The organism is Sphaerisporangium krabiense (genome assembly GCF_014200435.1).
Taxonomy (GTDB): Bacteria; Actinomycetota; Actinomycetes; order Streptosporangiales; family Streptosporangiaceae; genus Sphaerisporangium; species Sphaerisporangium krabiense.
The window spans coordinates 2,804,308-2,821,263 of the sequence record NZ_JACHBR010000001.1 but is presented as its reverse complement, the minus strand read 5'-3'; the positions used below and the strand labels follow the sequence as shown (position 1 = coordinate 2,821,263).

The window sequence follows — 16,956 nt, the reverse complement described above, 5'->3', positions numbered from 1 at the left end:
GCGACGAAGACCGAAAGGAGCGTATCGAGCGCCCGGTCCGATTACTCCAGACGTTCGGCGTGTTGGCATGGTCTAACGCTGTAGCTCGTAGGGTGCCGCGCACGCTTGTGAGCGAGGGACTCGCATAGCTCGGACAGGGTCGGGAACCTATGTGCGAGAACAGGCGCAACGGCAGGTCTTGGCGCGTAGCTGGCACCGCAACGCTCAGGGTGGCAGTCCCTTCGCGATCGAAATGGCGAGGCAGGCCCGCATCGGATTCCGGGACTACACCAGCCGCACGGCTACTGCTTCAGATGACGTACGCCGCCGCCTGGGTCTGGGAGGCCCCGACGGTGACAAGCCAGACGTGATCGAGACAAAGTATCTGTTTCGAGGGGACAGCGAACCTGTACAGCTGGCAACCTCGTGGGAGCCCCTGGCGCTGATCCGTGAAACGCCGATCATGCTGCCCGAGGAGGGGCCGCACGCCGGCAAAGGCGTCGTCGATCGGATGCGGCAGATCGAGATCACGGTCACGCACGCGGCAGAGTTGGTGTCCGCGCGTCTCGTCAGCACACCGGAAACCCGGCTGCTGGATGTGCCACCCGGAGACATCGTCTTGACCATCGAGCGCACGTACTATGCCGACGCCCAACCGGTTGAGACGGCGGACATCGTCATATCGGTTGCGCGGTACGCGGTGCTGTACGGCACGTCGACCTGGGATGCGCCGCTGGGCAATTGCGGGTGAAGGTTTCTCGTCGTCACCTGCTTCTCGATGAACTGCTTGGGCATCCAGATGGCGTAGAAGATGGTCTTGTTCTCGGCCCAGGTCCGAAGCATCTCCCCCGGCGTAGGGCGGCGGATCGTAGTAGGTCGCCTTTTCTCGAAGATCGTCACGCTCGGGACCCGCGCCACCGTCCGCAAGACCCTGACCGCCTGGAACCTTGACCACCTGGCCGTCGCGGTCGACGCGTGCGATGTGCGTCTGGCCGCCGCCGGCGAGCAGGTAGTAGACCCGCGTCCGGCACTTGCACGTCCACAGCGTGGACGACGTCGGCTGGTCAGTTGCGGGGGGCGGATTCGGCGGTGGCTTTGAGGTCGTTGAGCCAGGTTTCGAGGCCCATGTCTGAATTGGGGTTGGCTTGGGGGCCGGTGTGGCTTTCTTCGGTGCGGACGAGGGTGCCGCCGGGGACTTTGATGAAATTCCAGACATGGATGCCGTCGATGTGGAATCCGGGGCCGTCGGCAGGTCCGGTCCAGCGGATGCACTTGCCGTACTGGAGTTGCCGGACAGTTGAGGTGATGATCACCGTGGGGGGCGGGGACGGGGGGTCGGGGGGTAGGTGAATGGTCGCCTGGAACTGTGAGTGCTTGCGCAGTGGGCCCGAGTCGAGGCGCTTCATGGTCATGGGGGCGACGGGTTTCTGCCAGGAGGGCCAGCCTTCCACGTCGGTCTGCAGGTCCCAGATCGTGCGGAGCGGCGCCTGGATGAAGATCTCGGTCCGGTAGCGGGCCTTGGCGGCCGGGTCGACGCCTTTGCCTTGGCAGGTCAGTGAGGCCGGGCTGGTGCCGTGGCCGGGGGTGGTGGCCTGGGCGGGTGCGGCAGGGGTGCCGAGGACACCGGCGACAGCCAGCGGGACCGCGAGCAGGGCGGCACGCGCGCCGGTCCGGCGGCGCGGGGTTCGTGAGGTGGCCGAGCGAGTACCGAACATCCTTCTCCTCTGTTCATCGACCGGTCCGGCCGGTCGAGTTAGCATCACTAGCAATAGTTAGAGCTTATAACGAAACGTGGTGAGGAACAACAGGAGAAGCGAGAAGCCGTAACCGGCGTGGGTGTGTCTGCCGAAACCACATCCATGCAGTTCGAGCGCGAGATCAGGTGTACGACGGCAGCGCTGACGGCGACGTCCCCGAACTGCCGCGGTTGATCCCGCTCAGCGACCTCGGTCTTGAGCGAGATGGAAGCCGTACTGCAGAACGATCGATCGTGCTGACAAGGCAGAGGTCTACGGCCCATAGCGAGCCCGGTTGCACAGCCACGAGTACAGCCAAGGGAGGGCGAACGGTAGCGGAACGCGGCGGACGTCCACGGCCACCGTCCTCGCAGGTCAGAGCCTCTGACCTTGATCGAATCGATTTCTTCTGATCCGTGAGTTCAGGGTTCGAGTCCCTGGCGACACACCATCAATGAATTGGGCAGACTCCTGGATCTCATGATCGGGAAGCCCTCGCAGGGCTGCAGTTGCTAGCACGAGGTTGCAGGCGCCGGCCTCAACATCTCAGAGCGCCGGGCCCACCGACCCGGGTGGCACCAGCGCCGTCACCGCAGTCGGCCAGTACGCCTACGGGGCTCGGCGAGCATCGACGTCAACCTCGGCGTCCAATCTCACCTGGGCATATTGGTGCCTGATCCCACTCACCCTGACCGCCAACAACACCGGCCCTGACGCGGTCACCTCGGTCACCTGCATCTGCGGGTGAGCCGACCGTGAGCACCCTCGGCCAGCTCGGTCAGGGGGTACGGCGGCTCTGGACGAAAGCTTCGGTGCTTTACCTTCCGCTCTCCAAACTGCGGGTCGCATTCGGCCTGGCAGCGCTCCTGGCTACTTTGATAGCCGAGATCCGTCTATCGGGCTAGACAATAGAGGGCGACGATCTTACAGTGCTCCTATGAACTCACGCCGCGAGAAGATCTTTGACGAGGTCGGCTCCGACACCTTGGAGAACCTCGGTGAGGGTGAAGCCACCACCTACCACGCCACCCTCGCTCGTACAGGAAAGCAGTGGACCGCCACCGTCCGGGACCTTCCCGGCGGGCGCCTCGTCCGAGTTCAGGGTGCGAGTTGGAGTGAGGTCAAGCAGAACGTCGTCGATTGCATTTTTGAGCTGCTTCCGACTGAGCCCAGTGTCATCGCTCTCCAGGCTCTGCCCGCCGATCCCGAAGCCGCGGCCGCGCTGGCGGCCGTCTCACAAGCTCGTGCTGGGCGCGTCGACGCCGAGCAAGCCGAGCGGGAGGCGGTTCGGCGTGCCGCTCGGCTTCTGATCGACAAGGGGTGGAGCACTCGCGACACGGGCAGTGCGCTGGGCTTGTCCCACCAGCGCATCTCCCAACTCGTTCCCCGCACCACCGGGTAAGGGGACTCCTTCACCTCATCGCGACCTCGGTGACGGTGGCGCGCACGCGTAGCGCAGGTGTACGCCGGACATCTCGCCGGAACTCGTTCACAGGTATCAGGACGACGACGCTCCGTCCGTGAGCGTGTGTGCGCCACATCCGGCGTTGGTTCGAGCTGGTACGCACCGGTTTCACTGCTATGGTCGCGCGCATGCGATCGAGTTACCTCGCTTGGGACGGTGCGGTGGACCTGTTCGAGCGGCGTGGGCTGCCGGAGGGGACGTACGAGAACCTGTACGAGGAGGAGTACGTCCTGGTGCCGGGGCCCGCCACGGTGAGCGGTGAACTCGCCCTCGACGAGCACGAGCGGACGCCGTGGCGGAAGGGTACGCCCGAGGCGGCGACCGGGTACGTCGTGGACGGCGACCTGGTCGTCGACGGGAACATCACCAATGTGGACGACGGAGCCGCCGCGCTGATCGTCCTCGGGGACCTGCGGGCGAGGAACATCTACCTGGCCGGTGACGCGAAGCTGATCGTGCGCGGCCACGTGACGGCCGAGACCTTCGTCGGCGACATGACCGACAAGCTGGTGATGATCCACGGAGACCTGCGCGTCACCGTCTCGATCTTCTGGAACGAGTTCTGTCCTGACCTGGTCGCCGGCACCCTCCACGGCAGGACCCTCGCCCCCGCCTACCTCGACCTGTCCACCGCCTCCATCGGCGGTCTGGACGACCCGGCGCCCGAGGCCCCGCTCAGCAGCCTGCTCGTGCCTGAGCTGCTGGTCGACGGCACCCCTGGCCCGGACGACCTCGCCGAGATCGGCGTTCGCGGCGACGCCCTGCGCGACCGCCTGCTGGCGGGCGTCCCCCTCACCGCGACCGCCTGATTCGTTCGAAGGACAACCCGGTCACCCGGTTGTCAGGCGCTCGCCGAGCCGGACGACCGCGAACTCGACCTGGCCCTGGCCCTCCTCCCAGTTGGCGATCAGCGTGCAGCCCTCGTCGGCGAGCAGGTCGCCGCCGGACCGCTCGGTTCGCAGGTACATCAGCCCCTCGTCGCCGTCGGTGCAGAAGAAGCTCAGGTGGGCGACGAGCTCGGGTGGCGTGAGGTCGGCGAGGGCCTCCTGCCACTCCTCGGCCGCCTCCGCCTCGAAGGGGATGAGGCTTTCCGGGCCCGTGCCGAGCGCGGTGGCGACCCGCATCGCGTCGAAGAGGGTGCCGTCGGAGACGAGTCTGGGATAACAGACGGTCCAGGTGTCGCGCAGATCGGACGCGGCGAGGTCGTGCCGCGCCAGCAGCGGAGCCAGGTCGCCGCCGAGGACGAGCCGGTCCGCGAAGCACGCCGCCGCCAGATCCGCCTCGAACTCCGGCGGCAGCCCGGCCTTGTCGAACTCGAAGACCGACCGGCTCGCGTCGAACTCCGGCAGCGGCTCCTCCAGGTCGAAGATCGGGCAGTCCCAGACGACCGGCTCGGCGCCGCGGAGGGCTGCCGGGTTCACCCAGGCCGAGTCCCGCGCGAAGCCGAGCTCGTTGATGAGGTTGCCGCCGAAGAACGTCGCATAGACGGCGTCGGCGTCGAAACTCGCCAGCGGACGGCCGAGCAGGATCTCGAAGGCTCCGGTCAGCTGGTCGCGCCACGGGCCCGAAATGTTGGTGGAAGCGGAATTCATGCCGGGACCATATAGGCCGGATCCGTCATTCCGTGGCGGATCCGCCCGAGGCGGGCCGGTTCAGCTCCTGGGTTGTGCGGCCGGTGAGTTCCTCGACGGTGACCTGCCGGGTGGAGCCGTCGCGGAGCGTCAGGGTGGCGCCGCGGATCTCCGGCGCGGTCGCCGCGTTCTCCCGGCTTTCGGTCGTCGGAGCGTCGGGCCACCATACGGCGACGTGTCCCTCCCGGACGGTCGCGGTCACCGGCCCCTTGGCCACGGTGTCGAAGACGACCCCGACGACATCGGCGCCGACGCGCCCGCTGACGCCCCGGATGCTGCCCGACGACGTGCTCAACACCCCTCCCAGCGCGACGAGCACCGACTTAGGCGCCACGGCCGGCGCCGGGGGTGACTGCGGAGTCGCGAGGCTGCCGCCCATGCCCACGACCGATCCGTCGCGCACGTAGCACGTCGACTCGCTCGGGCTCGGCGCGCGATCGGTCAGGTAGACCAGGACCAGGGAACCACGCGCCTCGGTGATCACCGGACGCATCCTCGACCGGTCCGCGCCCTCGACGGGCGCAGGGTCGTCGAGGACCGCCTTGACGCACGCCGTCTCGGCCTGGTGTGCCGCGCTTGTGGACAGGGCTTGTGGTGTCGCCGACCAGGCCAGCGCCTGACCGCCGCGGAACAAGGACGGGCCGACGACGAAACCGGCGGTGATGGTGGCCGCGACGGCGCCGAAGACGGCTGCTCGTCGTGCCGCCGTCAGCAGCCGTCGGGGCTGCGGGGGCACCGCCGTCGTTACGGATGTCTGGTCCTCGGCCCCGGAGAGCACCCGACGCAGCACGGCCTGCGCCTTGGCGTCAGAGCCGGTGACGAGGCCGGGGCTTGTCACGGCCGGGTCGAGGCCGGTGAGGATCTGGTCGAGCCGGCCGTCGGTGAACGTGTTCTCGGTGTCGTTCATGTCGAACTCCCTCGGGGCGTGGCGGGGACCGCACGGCTGGCAGGGGTCTGGGGCAAGGCCTTGGCGTGGGCGCGCAGGGCCTTGCGGGCACGGCTCAGGCGCAGGCGGTAGGCGACCGGGGAGATGCCCAGGACCTGGGCCGCGCGGGGCGCGTCCAGCCCGTCCCACACGGTCAGGGCCAGCGCCTCCTGATGTGCCGCGGACAGCCGGGACCACGCCCGGGCCAGGTCGACCCGCCGGGCGACCAGATCGGGGTCGAGGTCCGCGACGTGACCGTGAGCCGTCGGGTCCTCGGAGACGCGCACGGCCAGCGCCTGTCGTCTCCGCTCGCCTCGGATGCTGGCCATCAGGGTCAGGCGGGCGATGCCGAACAGCCAGGCGCGTGCGTCGTCCACATGGGCCGGGACGTCGTCGAGACGGCGCCAGGCCACGACGAACACTTCGGCGGCGACGTCTTCGGCGTGGCTCGGATGGACCCGGCGTTCGGCGAAACGCAGCACGGCCGGATAGGTCGCCGTGAAGAGATCGGCGAACCGTCGCTCCCGCTCCGGCGGTCCGGTGTCGTGGATACTCATGCCCCTTCATGTCGAGTTCCCGCCCGGCTGTGTCAACGCCGGCCCGAAATCGACTATCTGTGATGGCTCGGGTCCGCCGAGTAGCGGTCACGGATGAGCGACGGGGAAGATCGACGGGCCTCAGCGAGCATGGACGGGCATCGGCTGGGCTGGATTCTCGAAGTGTTCGACTTGATGATGTTCCCGGTCGCGGGGTAGTTCCTCTGGGGATCCGCGTTGGTCCACAACGATCATGCCCGGCGCCGTACGCCACGACCGTCATCGCGACCAGGCACAGTCGCACGGCCGGCGCGAAGTCCAGGTCGAAGATCATCGGTAGCGCGCTCAGCGACGTGACGGCCAGAAGCAGCCAGCCGGCTGTCTCGGCACGGGGATCCCGCGCGATGCGTGCGGGTGAAGAAGTCACCCGGGAGCGAGGACCGATGTCTCCCGGCGAGATCACATGTCGCCGGCTTTCGCCGTCCATCTCCATATTCATACTCATCATCGAGCGGATTTCTCGGCGATCAGTGATCACCGATTCGTAGAGCCTTTTACTCCGTCGCCGGCCCGGCTCAGTCATCTCGGAGCGGTCGGTCTGGTTCACGGTCGCCGGGGGTTGTCGGTCTTCGCCGGAGATAGATAATCTTGGGCCATGACTGCCGGGTCGGCCTTGCGCCGCGCACAGGACGGGTACCCGGCCACTGCTTGATCACCGTGCGGGCGAGAGGCCCGCCCTTCGTTGCGAGAAGTGCCACGGCCGCTCGTAACGGAAGGAGGTGAAATCTATGAGCTGGCAGGATTTTCTCGTTCGTCACAAGATCGGTGACGTCATCGAGGGCGTGGTGACCCAGCAGGTGCCGTTCGGGTCGTTCGTCGAATCCGACGGGTTCACCGGTCTCGCGTACCAGCAGACCTGGCCGGTCGGTACCCGCGTCTCGGTCCGGATTCTCGCGATCGACGCGGAGAAGCAACGGTTCAGCCTGGCCTCGGCCTGAGTAAGCGCTGATCCGGGGGAAGAGCGCTCCCCCGGATCAGCGCCCACCGCATTATTCATCGAGACCCCGGCCGGGCGGCGACGAGTTTCGGTCGTGGAAGTGGTCTCACTCGTGAATCGACCGGAAAGAGTGGTCGTCGTCCTCCTCGCAGGTGACGCCCGGGGCGGGGAGCGCGTAGCCGGGGATGGACGGCCATCGGACGGTCAGGACGACCGACTCCTCCTCGGCGTGCCAGGAGTGGTCGACGCCGTGGCCCCAGACCACGTAGTCGCCCTGCTCGGTCAGGAGCACGCTACGGCCAGGGAGGTCGACGCGGAAACGGCCGCTGATCAGGATGAGGAGCGCGGTGCGCTTCTCCTCGGTGACCCATTGGGCACGCCGGTCCCCGGCGGGATGCGCGTACCACTTGATCTCGACGTCGTCGCTGTGCCGTACGTCATCGACGGGCTTGAAATGACCGAGCAGCCAGCCACGGTCGGTGACCGAATCGAGGTTGGCGTTCCCCACGTAGACGTTCTCTGTCACGGACGTGGACGCTAGCACCGCCCCCGTCGAGGAGATGAGACGACGTCCTCCCACGTGGACGCCAGGACGGGCAGGGCGGCGGGGGTGCCGCCGCCCTGCGCTGGGGCGTCAGTGGGAGAACGCCTGGAACTCGGCCGCCCGCACCTCGTCGCGCCTGGGGCTGGCCGTCGTGCAGTCGGTCGGCTCGCTCGGGTCGCTGAGTTGCTGGCCCGCGTACAGCGGGTTGCCGGTGCACTGCGAGGTGAGCGCGCGCAGCATCAGGTGCGTGGCGTCGGTCGCCGGCACGCGGAACGACCTGATGATCAGCTCGGTGCTCATCGGCCGGGGACGGACCGCGGGGAACGCGTCCGGCCGGCTGGTGTGGATGGAGTGGAAGTTGGCCGTGTCGGCGCAGCCGGCGCGGCACGCGAGCACCTCGAAGGAGCGCAGGGCCGTGAAGCGGTCCTGGGAGCCGGGGTCGACCGGGTCCGCCCAGTCGAGCCTGAGCATGGCGCTGACCTGGACCCGGCGGACGGTGACCGGACGGTCGCCCGCCAGGTCCACGACGACCGACTTGCCGGCGACCGGGCCGCTTCTGGAGACCCAGTTGGACGCCTCGGTGTCGTCGATCAGCTTGTCCTGGTTCTCGCCGTCACCGGAGACCGTCGCCCCGCCGGCGGCCGAGGCGAGGTTGCGCGACAGGGGTGCCCGGAGCCGTTGTGTCCGGCCGGGCTTGACGGCGGTGGTGAGCCGGGTGTGGCCGTAGCCGGCGCCGACGACCAGGAGGCGGTAGGTGCCGGGCGTCATCTCGACGGTGTCGCCGAGCGGGGTCGCCGGATCGGTGTCGGCGACGGGGAGCGCGCGGGCCTCGTAGTCGCCGACGTAGAGCCGCAGCACCGCCCCGGCGTCGTCGGAGGTCAGACGGAGGGAGCCGTTCTCGCCCTTGGGGTTCACGAAACTCGGCGCCGGATCCTGGTCGTTCGGATCGGTGCCGTCCGCGCCTTCACCCATGCCGCGCCCCGCGAACACCCGCCAGATGATGTCCTGGTTCGCGCCGCCGAACCGGATGCGGTCGGCGGCGAGCAGGGCGTCGCGCTCGTCGACGAAGCCGTCCGCGCTCGAGTCCGTCAGCAGCAGCGCGTCGAAGAGAAGCTGGACCCACCGCCGGTTCCCCGGGCACCGATCGATGGGCCGCAGGCCGTCGGCGCAGGCCCGCTGCTGGGCGAGGGTGCCCTTGCCGTACCGCTTGAGGAAGGCCGTGTGCAGCTCGAACTGGGTCGCCGACCAGATCTCACCCTCCGAATGGGTCTGCAGACCCCACAGGTCGTATCCGATGTCGCTGAAGTTGAGCGGCGACTTCGACATGTCGTAGTTCCTGATGCCGTGCCCGGTGTCGCCGGTGCCATAGCCGCCGATGACGTACGGCGTGTCACCGGACGGGAGGAAGCCGTACTCGCTGAGGAACTCTATGGCGAACAGGTCGCCGGTGGACTCCGCCAGCCCTCCGCCCTGCCAACTGGCCCATCCGGCGTCCGGTCCGCCAACCATGCGGCTCGATATCGCGTGGGTGTATTCGTGGCCGATGACCGTCATGTCGTAGTCGCTGTCCACGCAGGGGGTGTAAAAGCCGGCGCCGAACGGCCCCCACAGCCCCATGCTGATGACCGGCGAGATGCCGTCAGGGGTGTTGATCTGAGCGGCCGTACCCCGGCTGCCCACCGCGGCGCCCGACTGGGCGTTCGCCAGCTCGGGATCCCCGCCCCGCCCGCCGCGGTCGCCGTTGTCGGCTTGCATGTTCCATGCGGTCTCGGTGAAGCCGAGCCGGTAGGACCAGTCGTGCAGGCGGTTGACCGCCGCGTGCAGGTTGGCGACCGCCGCCTCCAGGCCGCCCTTGTCCGGCCGGGTGATGGTCGCCGGGTCGCACCTGGACTCGTACCAGGCGTTCGTCCAGGGGTAGGTGTAGTCGCGGCTGGGCGACGGCGCGTTGCCGCGGGTGCCGCCGCCATGCTGATCCTCGTACGCCTGGGCGTCGAAGGTCCGCACGGCGTTCCCCATGCTGGTGAAGGTCGGGGTGTTCGTGACGGGGTCCACGTCCCAGGCCCGTCCGCTCCCCGGGTCACCACCGGTCACGAGGTCACAGCGGGGGCCGGGCGCGTGGCACAGGCGCCGCCGGGTGTCGGCCGAGGAGTAGTCGCTCGGCGGGTTCGCGGGGAAGACCGTCCAGGACGGGTTACCGGGGTCGGCGTGCGCGAAGCCGTCCACGAGGTTGTCGCGGACCAGGATCGCGCCGCTGGCCGCGTCCACGTGCGTGGTGTATCCGGCGATGGCGCCGTCCTGACCCGCCGCGATCAGCACGACCTGGTACGCGCGGTGCACCCCGTCGGGCGCCGGGACGGCCACGGGCGTGACGCGCTTGGCCGTGAGCGCCGCGAGGTCGATGCCGCCGTCCTTCGCGGCGATGTCCACGGCCTGCTTCTCGGCGATCGCGGCGGCCGGCGGCGACGCCGTGTCCCGCGAGAGCGAGGAGGTCACGTACTCCACCTTCCCGCCCACGACCCCCACGATGACCATGCCGTCCACTCCCGCGGGCAGACCGCCGAAGCGCTGCCGCAGCAGGACGGCGTGGCCGGGGCCGATCGGGTTGACCCCGACCCGCTCCAGCGCGTCCACCTCCGCGGCGGACAGGCCGAAGAGGTCCTCATGGCTCTTGAGGTACGCGCGGGCGGCCTGGACCGGGTCGGCGCCCAGGTGTTCGGCCAGCGGTGTGGACCCGGTGATGACGGCCGGGGTGCCGAGCGCGTTCCAGCGCACCTGGGTGCCCGTCCCGGCGCCGCGCGCGGCCAGGCCGGTCGACGGGGGCGGGACGCTGCCCCGCCGATTGTCGAGGTCGGGCTTGCCGTGCCCCGCGGCCCGGGCGTCCTGGATCGTCTCGGCGCTGGACGCGCGCTTCGCGGCCTCGGCGGGCCGGGTGATGCCGGTGGTCGTCGCGAGGGGGAGAGCCACCGTCGCGACGCCTATTACGGCGACGGCGGCGCGTAACCAAGGTCTGGTCGACACGTTTCCCTCCTGAATCCGCAGATGATGTCATTTCACGCCAGGCGTATCACGGCCATGAAATCCCTACAACATCCGATAAATCCTCAAAAACCAGCACATCGGGGGTCGCGGGATGGATATCAAGGCAGCACGAATTCCCCGCCCGGCCCCCTGTGCCGCTGCAAAATCAGCATTCAATGGTCAAGCCTGTGATTCCCTATGCGCCTCCTCGGCTCGGCGGTGTTCGTCGATCACCCCGTCGGGCCTTTCGACGGCCGGTAGCGATCACGGATCATGCGGGGGCTTCGTCAGGTCCGGCGCCATCCGGCGTGACGGACCGGGATGTCCTGGCGTAGTGATCACGCTACGCAGGAGGGCATACCGAGTTCCTCAGCAGAAGTACTGAACTCACGCGCATCCGGGATGCCGGGCTCGGGCACGCCGGGGCCGTCTCCCCGGCGGCGGGCGTCCCGGCCCGTCAGAGGGGGCATGCGGCGCCGCATCAGGTATCGGTGATCGCCGAAGGCCTTTAGCGACGGAACATATCGCGTTGAATTGGCACGCGGGCCGCCCGTTGTGGACGGTTCCAATACATCCCTCGGACCGTGCGGGCGGTCGCGGCACCGGCCGGCCGTACTCCCCCTGCGCCCGTTGTTCGTTATATGCCATCGCGTCCCGATCTTGCCGATCCGGCGTCAACAGGGGCGCGCGCAATAACGGAAAGCGCCGAGTGGCCGACGCTGCGCGATGATCGCAGTTGACGACGCCCATTTCGACCCGATCCGGCGTTCAAAACCGGCGGAAATCGTGGTCGCGCTGTCGCGGAATGTGATTCAAGTAAGTGCGATGGCGAGAGGTCGCGGGCTCCACTATACTGCGGTGACCCGTTGAGCAGAGCTCTCGGAATTGCTCGCGTTATATCCGAGTTAGGATTATTTAATGCAGCCCTTTTTAGGACGTATCTCGGCCGTCACCGCAGCCACGCTGACCGCCTTCCTGGTCAGCGCGGGGTGTTCCGGTGGCACCCAGGAGTGCCTGGACGCGGGCGGTATCGTCACCGACACCGTGCAGAAGGCCACCGCCGCCTCCGAGAACCCCGCGGCGATGGAAAAGGCTCTGAACGACGGAGCCGCCAAGCTGGCCGCGCTCGGCGAGAAGGCCGGTGACGACGATCTCAAGAAGGCCGCCGCCGAGGTCGCGGAGAAGCTGAAGAACCTCGACGTCACCAACGACGACACCGCCATCAAGGCACTGGAGAAGTTGGGGACCGACTCCGCGAAGTGGGCGAGTCAGCTCATCGACGCCTGCTGATTCACCGCTCCAAGGCGCCCGCGTCCCGGTGGTCCGGGTGAACAGGACGGACGCGCAACGCCCTCTTGGCCGCTCGATACGAGGACGGCCAAGAGGGCGTTTTCCGTGCGGACGGTCGGCCACAGCGGTATTCGGTTCTCAAATACAGCGCCATGGCATTCTTCGCGCCTGCGGTCAGGGGCGTTTCACCGAGACCGCGTTATAGGGAGTCGTGGGAGTGGGCGGCGTGGAGAAGCGGGCGTTGGGGAGGTAAAGGCGGTCACGGAAGGCGGCGATCGTCGTGGGGACGTCGAAGCGCGGGTCCGTGAGCTTGCCGACGACCTTGCCGGTGGTGGCGTGGCGGTCCAGTTCGACGGAGGTCACCGTGTTGAGGCTGTTCTGGACGACGCGGAGCGTGCGGCCCTGGAGGAGCAGGCCGTCCCCGTTGACCAGGGTCTCGGCGCCGATGTCCACCAGGGTCGCCACACCGGTCGAGGGATCGACGCGGAACAGCTTGCCGGTGCTGGACTGGACGATCACCAGGGCCTTGTGGTCCGGGGTCGGCGTGATGCCGTTGGCGTTGAAGCCGTTCGTGTAGACGATGTCGCCGCTCAGCGGCACCTTCACCGCCTCGTCCGGCAGGGCTCCCCTGTGCCCGAACGGCAGCTTGTACAGGACGGGGTTGATGGAGTCGGTGAAGTACGCGGCGTCGGGGGTGACGATGACGTCGTTGACGAACGCGGCGCCGCCGGCGAGCTGGTAGCTCTTGATGACCTCGCCGCTGCGGGCGTCGATCACGCGGGCGTTGCCGCCGTTGCCTCCGGCCACGAAGAGCCGGCCGCGCGGGTCGACCTTGAGGCCGAGGGACGGGGTGCCCGGCCCGGGGTTGATGATCTTTCCTTCTCCGGTGCGCAGGTCGGCGCGGTAGATCGCGCCGTTCGCACGTGAGCCGAAGTACGCGGCCGGTCCCGGGCCGATGGCGATCCCTTCCGGCTGGAAACCGTTCGGCAGGGAGAACTCCGGCGGGTAGGCGGGCTTGCTCGCGGAGGCGGACGCGGGGCTCGCGGCTCCGGTCGCGGCCTCGGCCGTCGCGACGGCCGGGGTCGACACGAGGAGGGCGAGGAACCCCGTTACGAAAGCTGCCACCTTCATTGGACGACATCCCATCTGTCAGGGGGTGCGGCGGTTACCGACGTGCGCGGCCGGGCGGCGCGTTACGTACCACGCCCGGTCGTCGTGCCTGTGTGAGTCGTCGTGCCATGAGACCGTCGGCCCGGTGGATCGGCGGACGGTGACGCAGGCGGCGTTCTGCCCCGCGAAGTCCTATTCCAAACGTGGCGGAGTGGCGGATGGGGACGGCGATCGGCTGGGAGTCAGGAGATGCGACGGACCTGCTCGCCACAGCCGCCCGCCGACGTGGGGATTCGGCGACGCATTCCCGGGGCCGTCATCGCCGTCCGCGCCGGCGCAGACGGTTCCAGTCATCCGTGCCGTGTGTGCCGCCCGTGCCGTCGGTGCCGTCGGTGCCGTGCACGTCGTCATCCACGTCACGGGTGTCGTCGGCTTCCTCGTCGATCGCGGCGGTTTCCGCGGGGCCACCCGACCTTCGGGCCCGGTGGGTCATCCCGTCCGGTTCGCGGAACGAGCCTTTCTCGGCCTTCTTTCCCACCGCGGGCACCCGGCGATCGTCCATTCGGATGTAGTACCAGGCGTAGCGCTCCTCCACGTCATCGCATTCGTCGTCGGACACCCGGGTACGCGTCTTCTTCAATACGCAGATCTCGACCCGGTCCTCGATGTCGTCGACGATCACGGCGGGCCCCTCGCCGCCGTTCCCGCGCGCCCGGACGAGAGTGCCGGACGGCTGCTCGAACGAGCCGTGCGCGGCCTTCGCGCCGACGGCGGGCACCTTGGCCCTGATCGGCAGGTAGTACCAGGCGACCCCGGGGAGGCACACTAATCGCATCGTCATCCGTGTCAAAGGTTCCCCCATGCGTCATCGAAACCATCGGATACGTCAACGTGGACGGCAAGGGGTCGAGTTCCATGGACGGTCGCGGGGACGGAAAGTGACGTACGGGAAAACACTTGGTGCCTAATGGGCTATATGAGGTAATAAAAGGGCTATAAATCATGATCTAGAACTTCGTCCTGTTACGATGCGCCAATGGCGGCTAGGGAAGAACTCACCCCCAAGGCTCTCGACCGGATCCCTGGCTGGTTCTGGGGTACGGACCAGCGTCTTTTCACCTGGCTCCTTTCGGAGAAGGCCGCCGACGAGCCTCCGGGCGACCTGCTCGAACTCGGCGCCTATATGGGCAAGAGCGCGATCCTGATCGGCGCCCACCTGCGCGAGGGCGAGACCTTCACCGTGTGCGACCTCTTCGAGTCCGACGCGCCCGAGGAGACCAACAACACCGAGACCAGCCGCTCCTACAGCACGCTCACCCGGGACAGGTTCGAGGAGAACTACCTCGCCTTCCACGACGCGCTGCCGAGGATCGTGCACGGTCCGACGTCGGTGATCCTCGACCACGTCGCGCCGGGCTCGTGCAGGTTCGTCCACGTCGACGCGTCCCACCTCTACACGCACGTCCGGGGCGACGTGCTGGCGGCGCGGCAGGTGCTGAGGCCGGACGGCGTCGTGGTGTTCGACGACTACCGCAGCGTCCACACGCCGGGCGTCGCGTTCGCGGTGTGGGAGGCGGTGGCCAACCTCGGCCTGGAGCCCGTCGCGATCAGCACGCAGAAGCTGTACGGCACGTGGGGCGACCCCGAGCCGCTGCGGGCGCGCCTGCGGACGTGGCTGGAGAAGAGCTCCGACCTGTGGTTCACCGTCGACCCGCTCGGGGACCGGGATCTGCTGCGCGTCAACGAGAAGAAGAAGCCCGCGGAGCCTCCGGTGGACGCGGCGAGCCTGCGCCGCCTCAGTTCCGAGCTGAAGCGCACGTCCGAGGACCTGAAGCGGTCGCTCGCCGAGTCCCGCGCCACCACCACGGCGCTGCGCAAGGCGACCTCGGAGATCAGCCTGGCCGGCCCGGTCGCCCAGCGCGCCGTCCGCTGGACCCGCAGGCGCCTCGGCAGGAGGAGCACGAAGGAGTCCTGACCGGCCCCGCCCGGCGAGAAGAGCGACGGGGCCGACCCTACGACCGAGGTCAGGCGGGGCGTCACGGTGACCCCGGGGGCGCGGGCCCGGGGTCACCTGCTCCGCGGAGGCGGGCGTCAGGCGAACTTCTGGACGGTGAGGGTGTAGGTGGCCGTGCCGGTCCTGCCGTCGGCGGAGGTGGCCCGCACCGTGACGGGGTAGGTGCCCGGCGGGGTCTGGAAGCCGGTCATGAGGGTGATGCCGCTGCGGCCGCCCTGGCCGATGGTGGACGGGGTGATGAACGACTGCGCTCCGGCGGGCAGGCCGGACACCGTGATCTTCAGGTTGCCGGTGCCGCCGGAGGCGGTGGCGGAGAGGTTCGCGAAGAAGCCCTGGGTCACCGTGCCGGAGGCGGGGCTGAGCGTGACCTTCACCTCGCCCGTCGGCGGCTGTCCGCCCTCGACGGTGAGGGTGACGTTCGCCGTGCCGGTCTTACCGCCCGCGGTGGTGCCGGTGACCTTGACCTGGTAGGCGCCGGACGGCGTGGTGGCGGCGGTCTCGATGGTGAGCTTGGCGTTCTGGCCGGTCATGATCTTGCTGGGCTGGAAGACCGCCTTGGCGCCGGACGGCAGCCCGGTAGCGGTGAGGTCGATGGACTCCGCGTCCCCGTCGGGCAGGCTGGTGACCGTGGTGGAGATGTACTTGCCCGAGGACACCTTGAGGCCGTCCGGGGTGACGGCGAGCTCGAAGGCGCCGGGGTCGCCGGGGTCCGTGCCGCCGGCCTGCTCCTTGACCCAGTCGCCCATGTCGTTGGTGAGGCGGCCGTAGACGCTGTACCACTTGAAGTCGCTGCGGCTCCATGACGCCACTCCCACGATCTTGCCGTCGACGACGAGCGGGCCGCCGCTGTCGCCGGGCAGGATGGTGACACGGCCGTCGGAGTAGCCGGCGCAGATCATGGTGGCCGACTTGAAGCCCGCGCCGACGCCCTGGCAGAGGCGGTCGCCGTCCACGATGGGCAGCGTGGCCTTGTCGAGGGTCACGTCCTGGGAGGTGTCGTTGAAGTCCTTCTTGCCGTAGCCGAAGCCCTGGCCGTTCTTGCCCGGGGTGGCGAGGTCGGCGTCGGCGGAGGTGGCGTACTGGGCGTACCTGCCGCCGCGGACCGGGATGTCGTCGGCGACGGTCACGACGGCCACGTCGTAGCCCTGGTCGAAGTTCACGTACTTCGGGTGCTTCTTGTACTCGACGACGCGGGTGCGGAAGCCGCCGCCGGCGTTGAGGTCGTCGAGCCCGTACAGGAACGTCTTGTCGCCCTCGGCGTCGGCGCAGTGCGCGGCGATGAGTATCTTGCGCGGGGCGATCACCGAGCCGGTGCAGGACTGGCCCTGGGGGCGGGAGCCGCCCGAGCGCAGGCCCGCGATGATGGCGGGGAACTCGTCGACGGTGGCGTCCTGGCCGCCGTAGAAGGAGGCGCCGCCGCCGGACGAGGGCGTGGGCACCGTACCGCCCTCGTAGTTGGCCGCGGTCCTGGTCACGGGAAGCGTGGGCTCGCCCTGCGCGTGGGCCGGGAACGCCCCGATCGGGACCAGGACCGCCGCGGCGACGGCCAGGGGGATGAGGCCCCGGAGGTGGGGAGAATTCACGTGTAGTCCTTTCCTTACTCCTCGGGGGAGGAGGAGGCGGGATGCTGCGGACTACTGTCAGCCAGGGCCCTTGCCCGAACAATCAGGGGAAATATGCGTAGGTATACGTACCTTTGAGGACGTGCTCG

At 68.6% G+C, this 16,956-nt stretch carries 15 protein-coding genes; 6 read left to right on the top strand and 9 right to left on the bottom strand.

The features are described 5' to 3' along the window. Positions 1-151 precede the first annotated feature (151 nt). Positions 152-730, top strand: coding sequence for a UTRA domain-containing protein (locus tag BJ981_RS12605; RefSeq protein WP_184611034.1), 579 nt, complete (start codon positions 152-154; stop codon positions 728-730). Positions 731-1,043: 313 nt separating this feature from the next. Here BJ981_RS12605 and BJ981_RS12600 read toward each other — a convergent pair whose 3' ends face one another. Then, the gene (locus tag BJ981_RS12600; protein ID WP_184611032.1) at positions 1,044-1,694 is read right to left on the bottom strand and encodes an SRPBCC family protein; all 651 of its coding nucleotides are present in this window, start codon (positions 1,692-1,694) and stop codon (positions 1,044-1,046) included. Positions 1,695-2,652: 958 nt separating this feature from the next. Here BJ981_RS12600 and BJ981_RS12595 point away from each other — a divergent pair. Continuing rightward, positions 2,653-3,117 carry a hypothetical protein gene (locus BJ981_RS12595; protein WP_184611030.1) on the top strand — a complete coding sequence of 155 codons (465 nt, stop codon included), beginning with the start codon at positions 2,653-2,655 and terminating at the stop codon, positions 3,115-3,117. Between the two features lie 191 nt (positions 3,118-3,308). Next, the gene (locus tag BJ981_RS12590) at positions 3,309-3,989 is read left to right on the top strand and encodes a hypothetical protein (RefSeq protein WP_184611028.1); all 681 of its coding nucleotides are present in this window, start codon (positions 3,309-3,311) and stop codon (positions 3,987-3,989) included. A 21-nt stretch (positions 3,990-4,010) separates the two neighbouring features. On the opposite strand, the gene BJ981_RS12585 is transcribed toward BJ981_RS12590, so the two are convergent. The 3 genes from BJ981_RS12585 to BJ981_RS12575 are packed head-to-tail and all read right to left on the bottom strand — an operon-like array spanning position 4,011 to position 6,293. Continuing rightward, positions 4,011-4,772, bottom strand: coding sequence for a hypothetical protein (locus BJ981_RS12585; RefSeq protein ID WP_184611026.1), 762 nt, complete (start codon positions 4,770-4,772; stop codon positions 4,011-4,013). 25 nt (positions 4,773-4,797) lie between these two features. Continuing rightward, complete coding sequence (locus tag BJ981_RS12580; RefSeq protein ID WP_184611024.1) at positions 4,798-5,718, bottom strand: hypothetical protein; 921 nt, start codon at positions 5,716-5,718, stop codon at positions 4,798-4,800. After that, a complete protein-coding gene (locus BJ981_RS12575; protein ID WP_184611022.1) occupies positions 5,715-6,293 on the bottom strand; it encodes an RNA polymerase sigma factor in 579 nt (192 codons plus the stop codon). The genes BJ981_RS12580 and BJ981_RS12575 overlap by 4 nt, the downstream gene beginning before the upstream one ends. A gap of 767 nt (positions 6,294-7,060) precedes the next feature. On the opposite strand from BJ981_RS12575, the gene BJ981_RS12570 reads away from it, so the two are divergent. Then, on the top strand, positions 7,061-7,270 hold the full coding sequence (locus BJ981_RS12570; protein ID WP_184611020.1) for a S1 RNA-binding domain-containing protein: 210 nt from the start codon (positions 7,061-7,063) through the stop codon (positions 7,268-7,270). 105 nt (positions 7,271-7,375) lie between these two features. Here BJ981_RS12570 and BJ981_RS12565 read toward each other — a convergent pair whose 3' ends face one another. Continuing rightward, positions 7,376-7,795 (bottom strand): cupin domain-containing protein, encoded by a 420-nt coding sequence (locus BJ981_RS12565; protein WP_184611018.1) that lies wholly within the window; start codon positions 7,793-7,795, stop codon positions 7,376-7,378. Between the two features lie 108 nt (positions 7,796-7,903). Next, positions 7,904-10,831: a M36 family metallopeptidase gene (locus tag BJ981_RS12560; protein WP_239139800.1), complete on the bottom strand. Its 2,928-nt coding sequence runs from the start codon at positions 10,829-10,831 to the stop codon at positions 7,904-7,906. Positions 10,832-11,749: 918 nt separating this feature from the next. Between BJ981_RS12560 and BJ981_RS12555 the strand changes: the two genes are divergently transcribed. Beyond that, the gene (locus tag BJ981_RS12555; protein ID WP_184611016.1) at positions 11,750-12,121 is read left to right on the top strand and encodes a DUF8711 family protein; all 372 of its coding nucleotides are present in this window, start codon (positions 11,750-11,752) and stop codon (positions 12,119-12,121) included. A 174-nt stretch (positions 12,122-12,295) separates the two neighbouring features. Here the strand turns inward: BJ981_RS12555 and BJ981_RS12550 are convergent, their stop codons facing one another. After that, positions 12,296-13,252 (bottom strand): NHL repeat-containing protein, encoded by a 957-nt coding sequence (locus BJ981_RS12550; RefSeq protein ID WP_184611014.1) that lies wholly within the window; start codon positions 13,250-13,252, stop codon positions 12,296-12,298. A 295-nt stretch (positions 13,253-13,547) separates the two neighbouring features. Beyond that, the gene (locus BJ981_RS12545) at positions 13,548-14,057 is read right to left on the bottom strand and encodes a hypothetical protein (RefSeq protein ID WP_184611012.1); all 510 of its coding nucleotides are present in this window, start codon (positions 14,055-14,057) and stop codon (positions 13,548-13,550) included. Positions 14,058-14,267: 210 nt separating this feature from the next. Between BJ981_RS12545 and BJ981_RS12540 the strand changes: the two genes are divergently transcribed. Further along, on the top strand, positions 14,268-15,206 hold the full coding sequence (locus tag BJ981_RS12540) for a class I SAM-dependent methyltransferase (RefSeq protein WP_184611010.1): 939 nt from the start codon (positions 14,268-14,270) through the stop codon (positions 15,204-15,206). A 116-nt stretch (positions 15,207-15,322) separates the two neighbouring features. On the opposite strand, the gene BJ981_RS12535 is transcribed toward BJ981_RS12540, so the two are convergent. Continuing rightward, positions 15,323-16,828: a trypsin-like serine protease gene (locus tag BJ981_RS12535; RefSeq protein WP_204070769.1), complete on the bottom strand. Its 1,506-nt coding sequence runs from the start codon at positions 16,826-16,828 to the stop codon at positions 15,323-15,325. Positions 16,829-16,956: the final 128 nt, after the last annotated feature.

Coding starts and splice junctions, on each gene's coding strand:
- BJ981_RS12540 (WP_184611010.1), top strand. CDS start 14,268: ATGGCGGCTAGGGAAGAACTCACCCCCAAGGCTCTCGACCGGATCCCT.
- BJ981_RS12555 (WP_184611016.1), top strand. CDS start 11,750: ATGCAGCCCTTTTTAGGACGTATCTCGGCCGTCACCGCAGCCACGCTG.
- BJ981_RS12575 (WP_184611022.1), bottom strand. CDS start 6,293: ATGAGTATCCACGACACCGGACCGCCGGAGCGGGAGCGACGGTTCGCC.
- BJ981_RS12550 (WP_184611014.1), bottom strand. CDS start 13,252: ATGAAGGTGGCAGCTTTCGTAACGGGGTTCCTCGCCCTCCTCGTGTCG.
- BJ981_RS12600 (WP_184611032.1), bottom strand. CDS start 1,694: ATGTTCGGTACTCGCTCGGCCACCTCACGAACCCCGCGCCGCCGGACC.
- BJ981_RS12585 (WP_184611026.1), bottom strand. CDS start 4,772: ATGAATTCCGCTTCCACCAACATTTCGGGCCCGTGGCGCGACCAGCTG.
- BJ981_RS12590 (WP_184611028.1), top strand. CDS start 3,309: ATGCGATCGAGTTACCTCGCTTGGGACGGTGCGGTGGACCTGTTCGAG.
- BJ981_RS12595 (WP_184611030.1), top strand. CDS start 2,653: ATGAACTCACGCCGCGAGAAGATCTTTGACGAGGTCGGCTCCGACACC.
- BJ981_RS12570 (WP_184611020.1), top strand. CDS start 7,061: ATGAGCTGGCAGGATTTTCTCGTTCGTCACAAGATCGGTGACGTCATC.
- BJ981_RS12580 (WP_184611024.1), bottom strand. CDS start 5,718: ATGAACGACACCGAGAACACGTTCACCGACGGCCGGCTCGACCAGATC.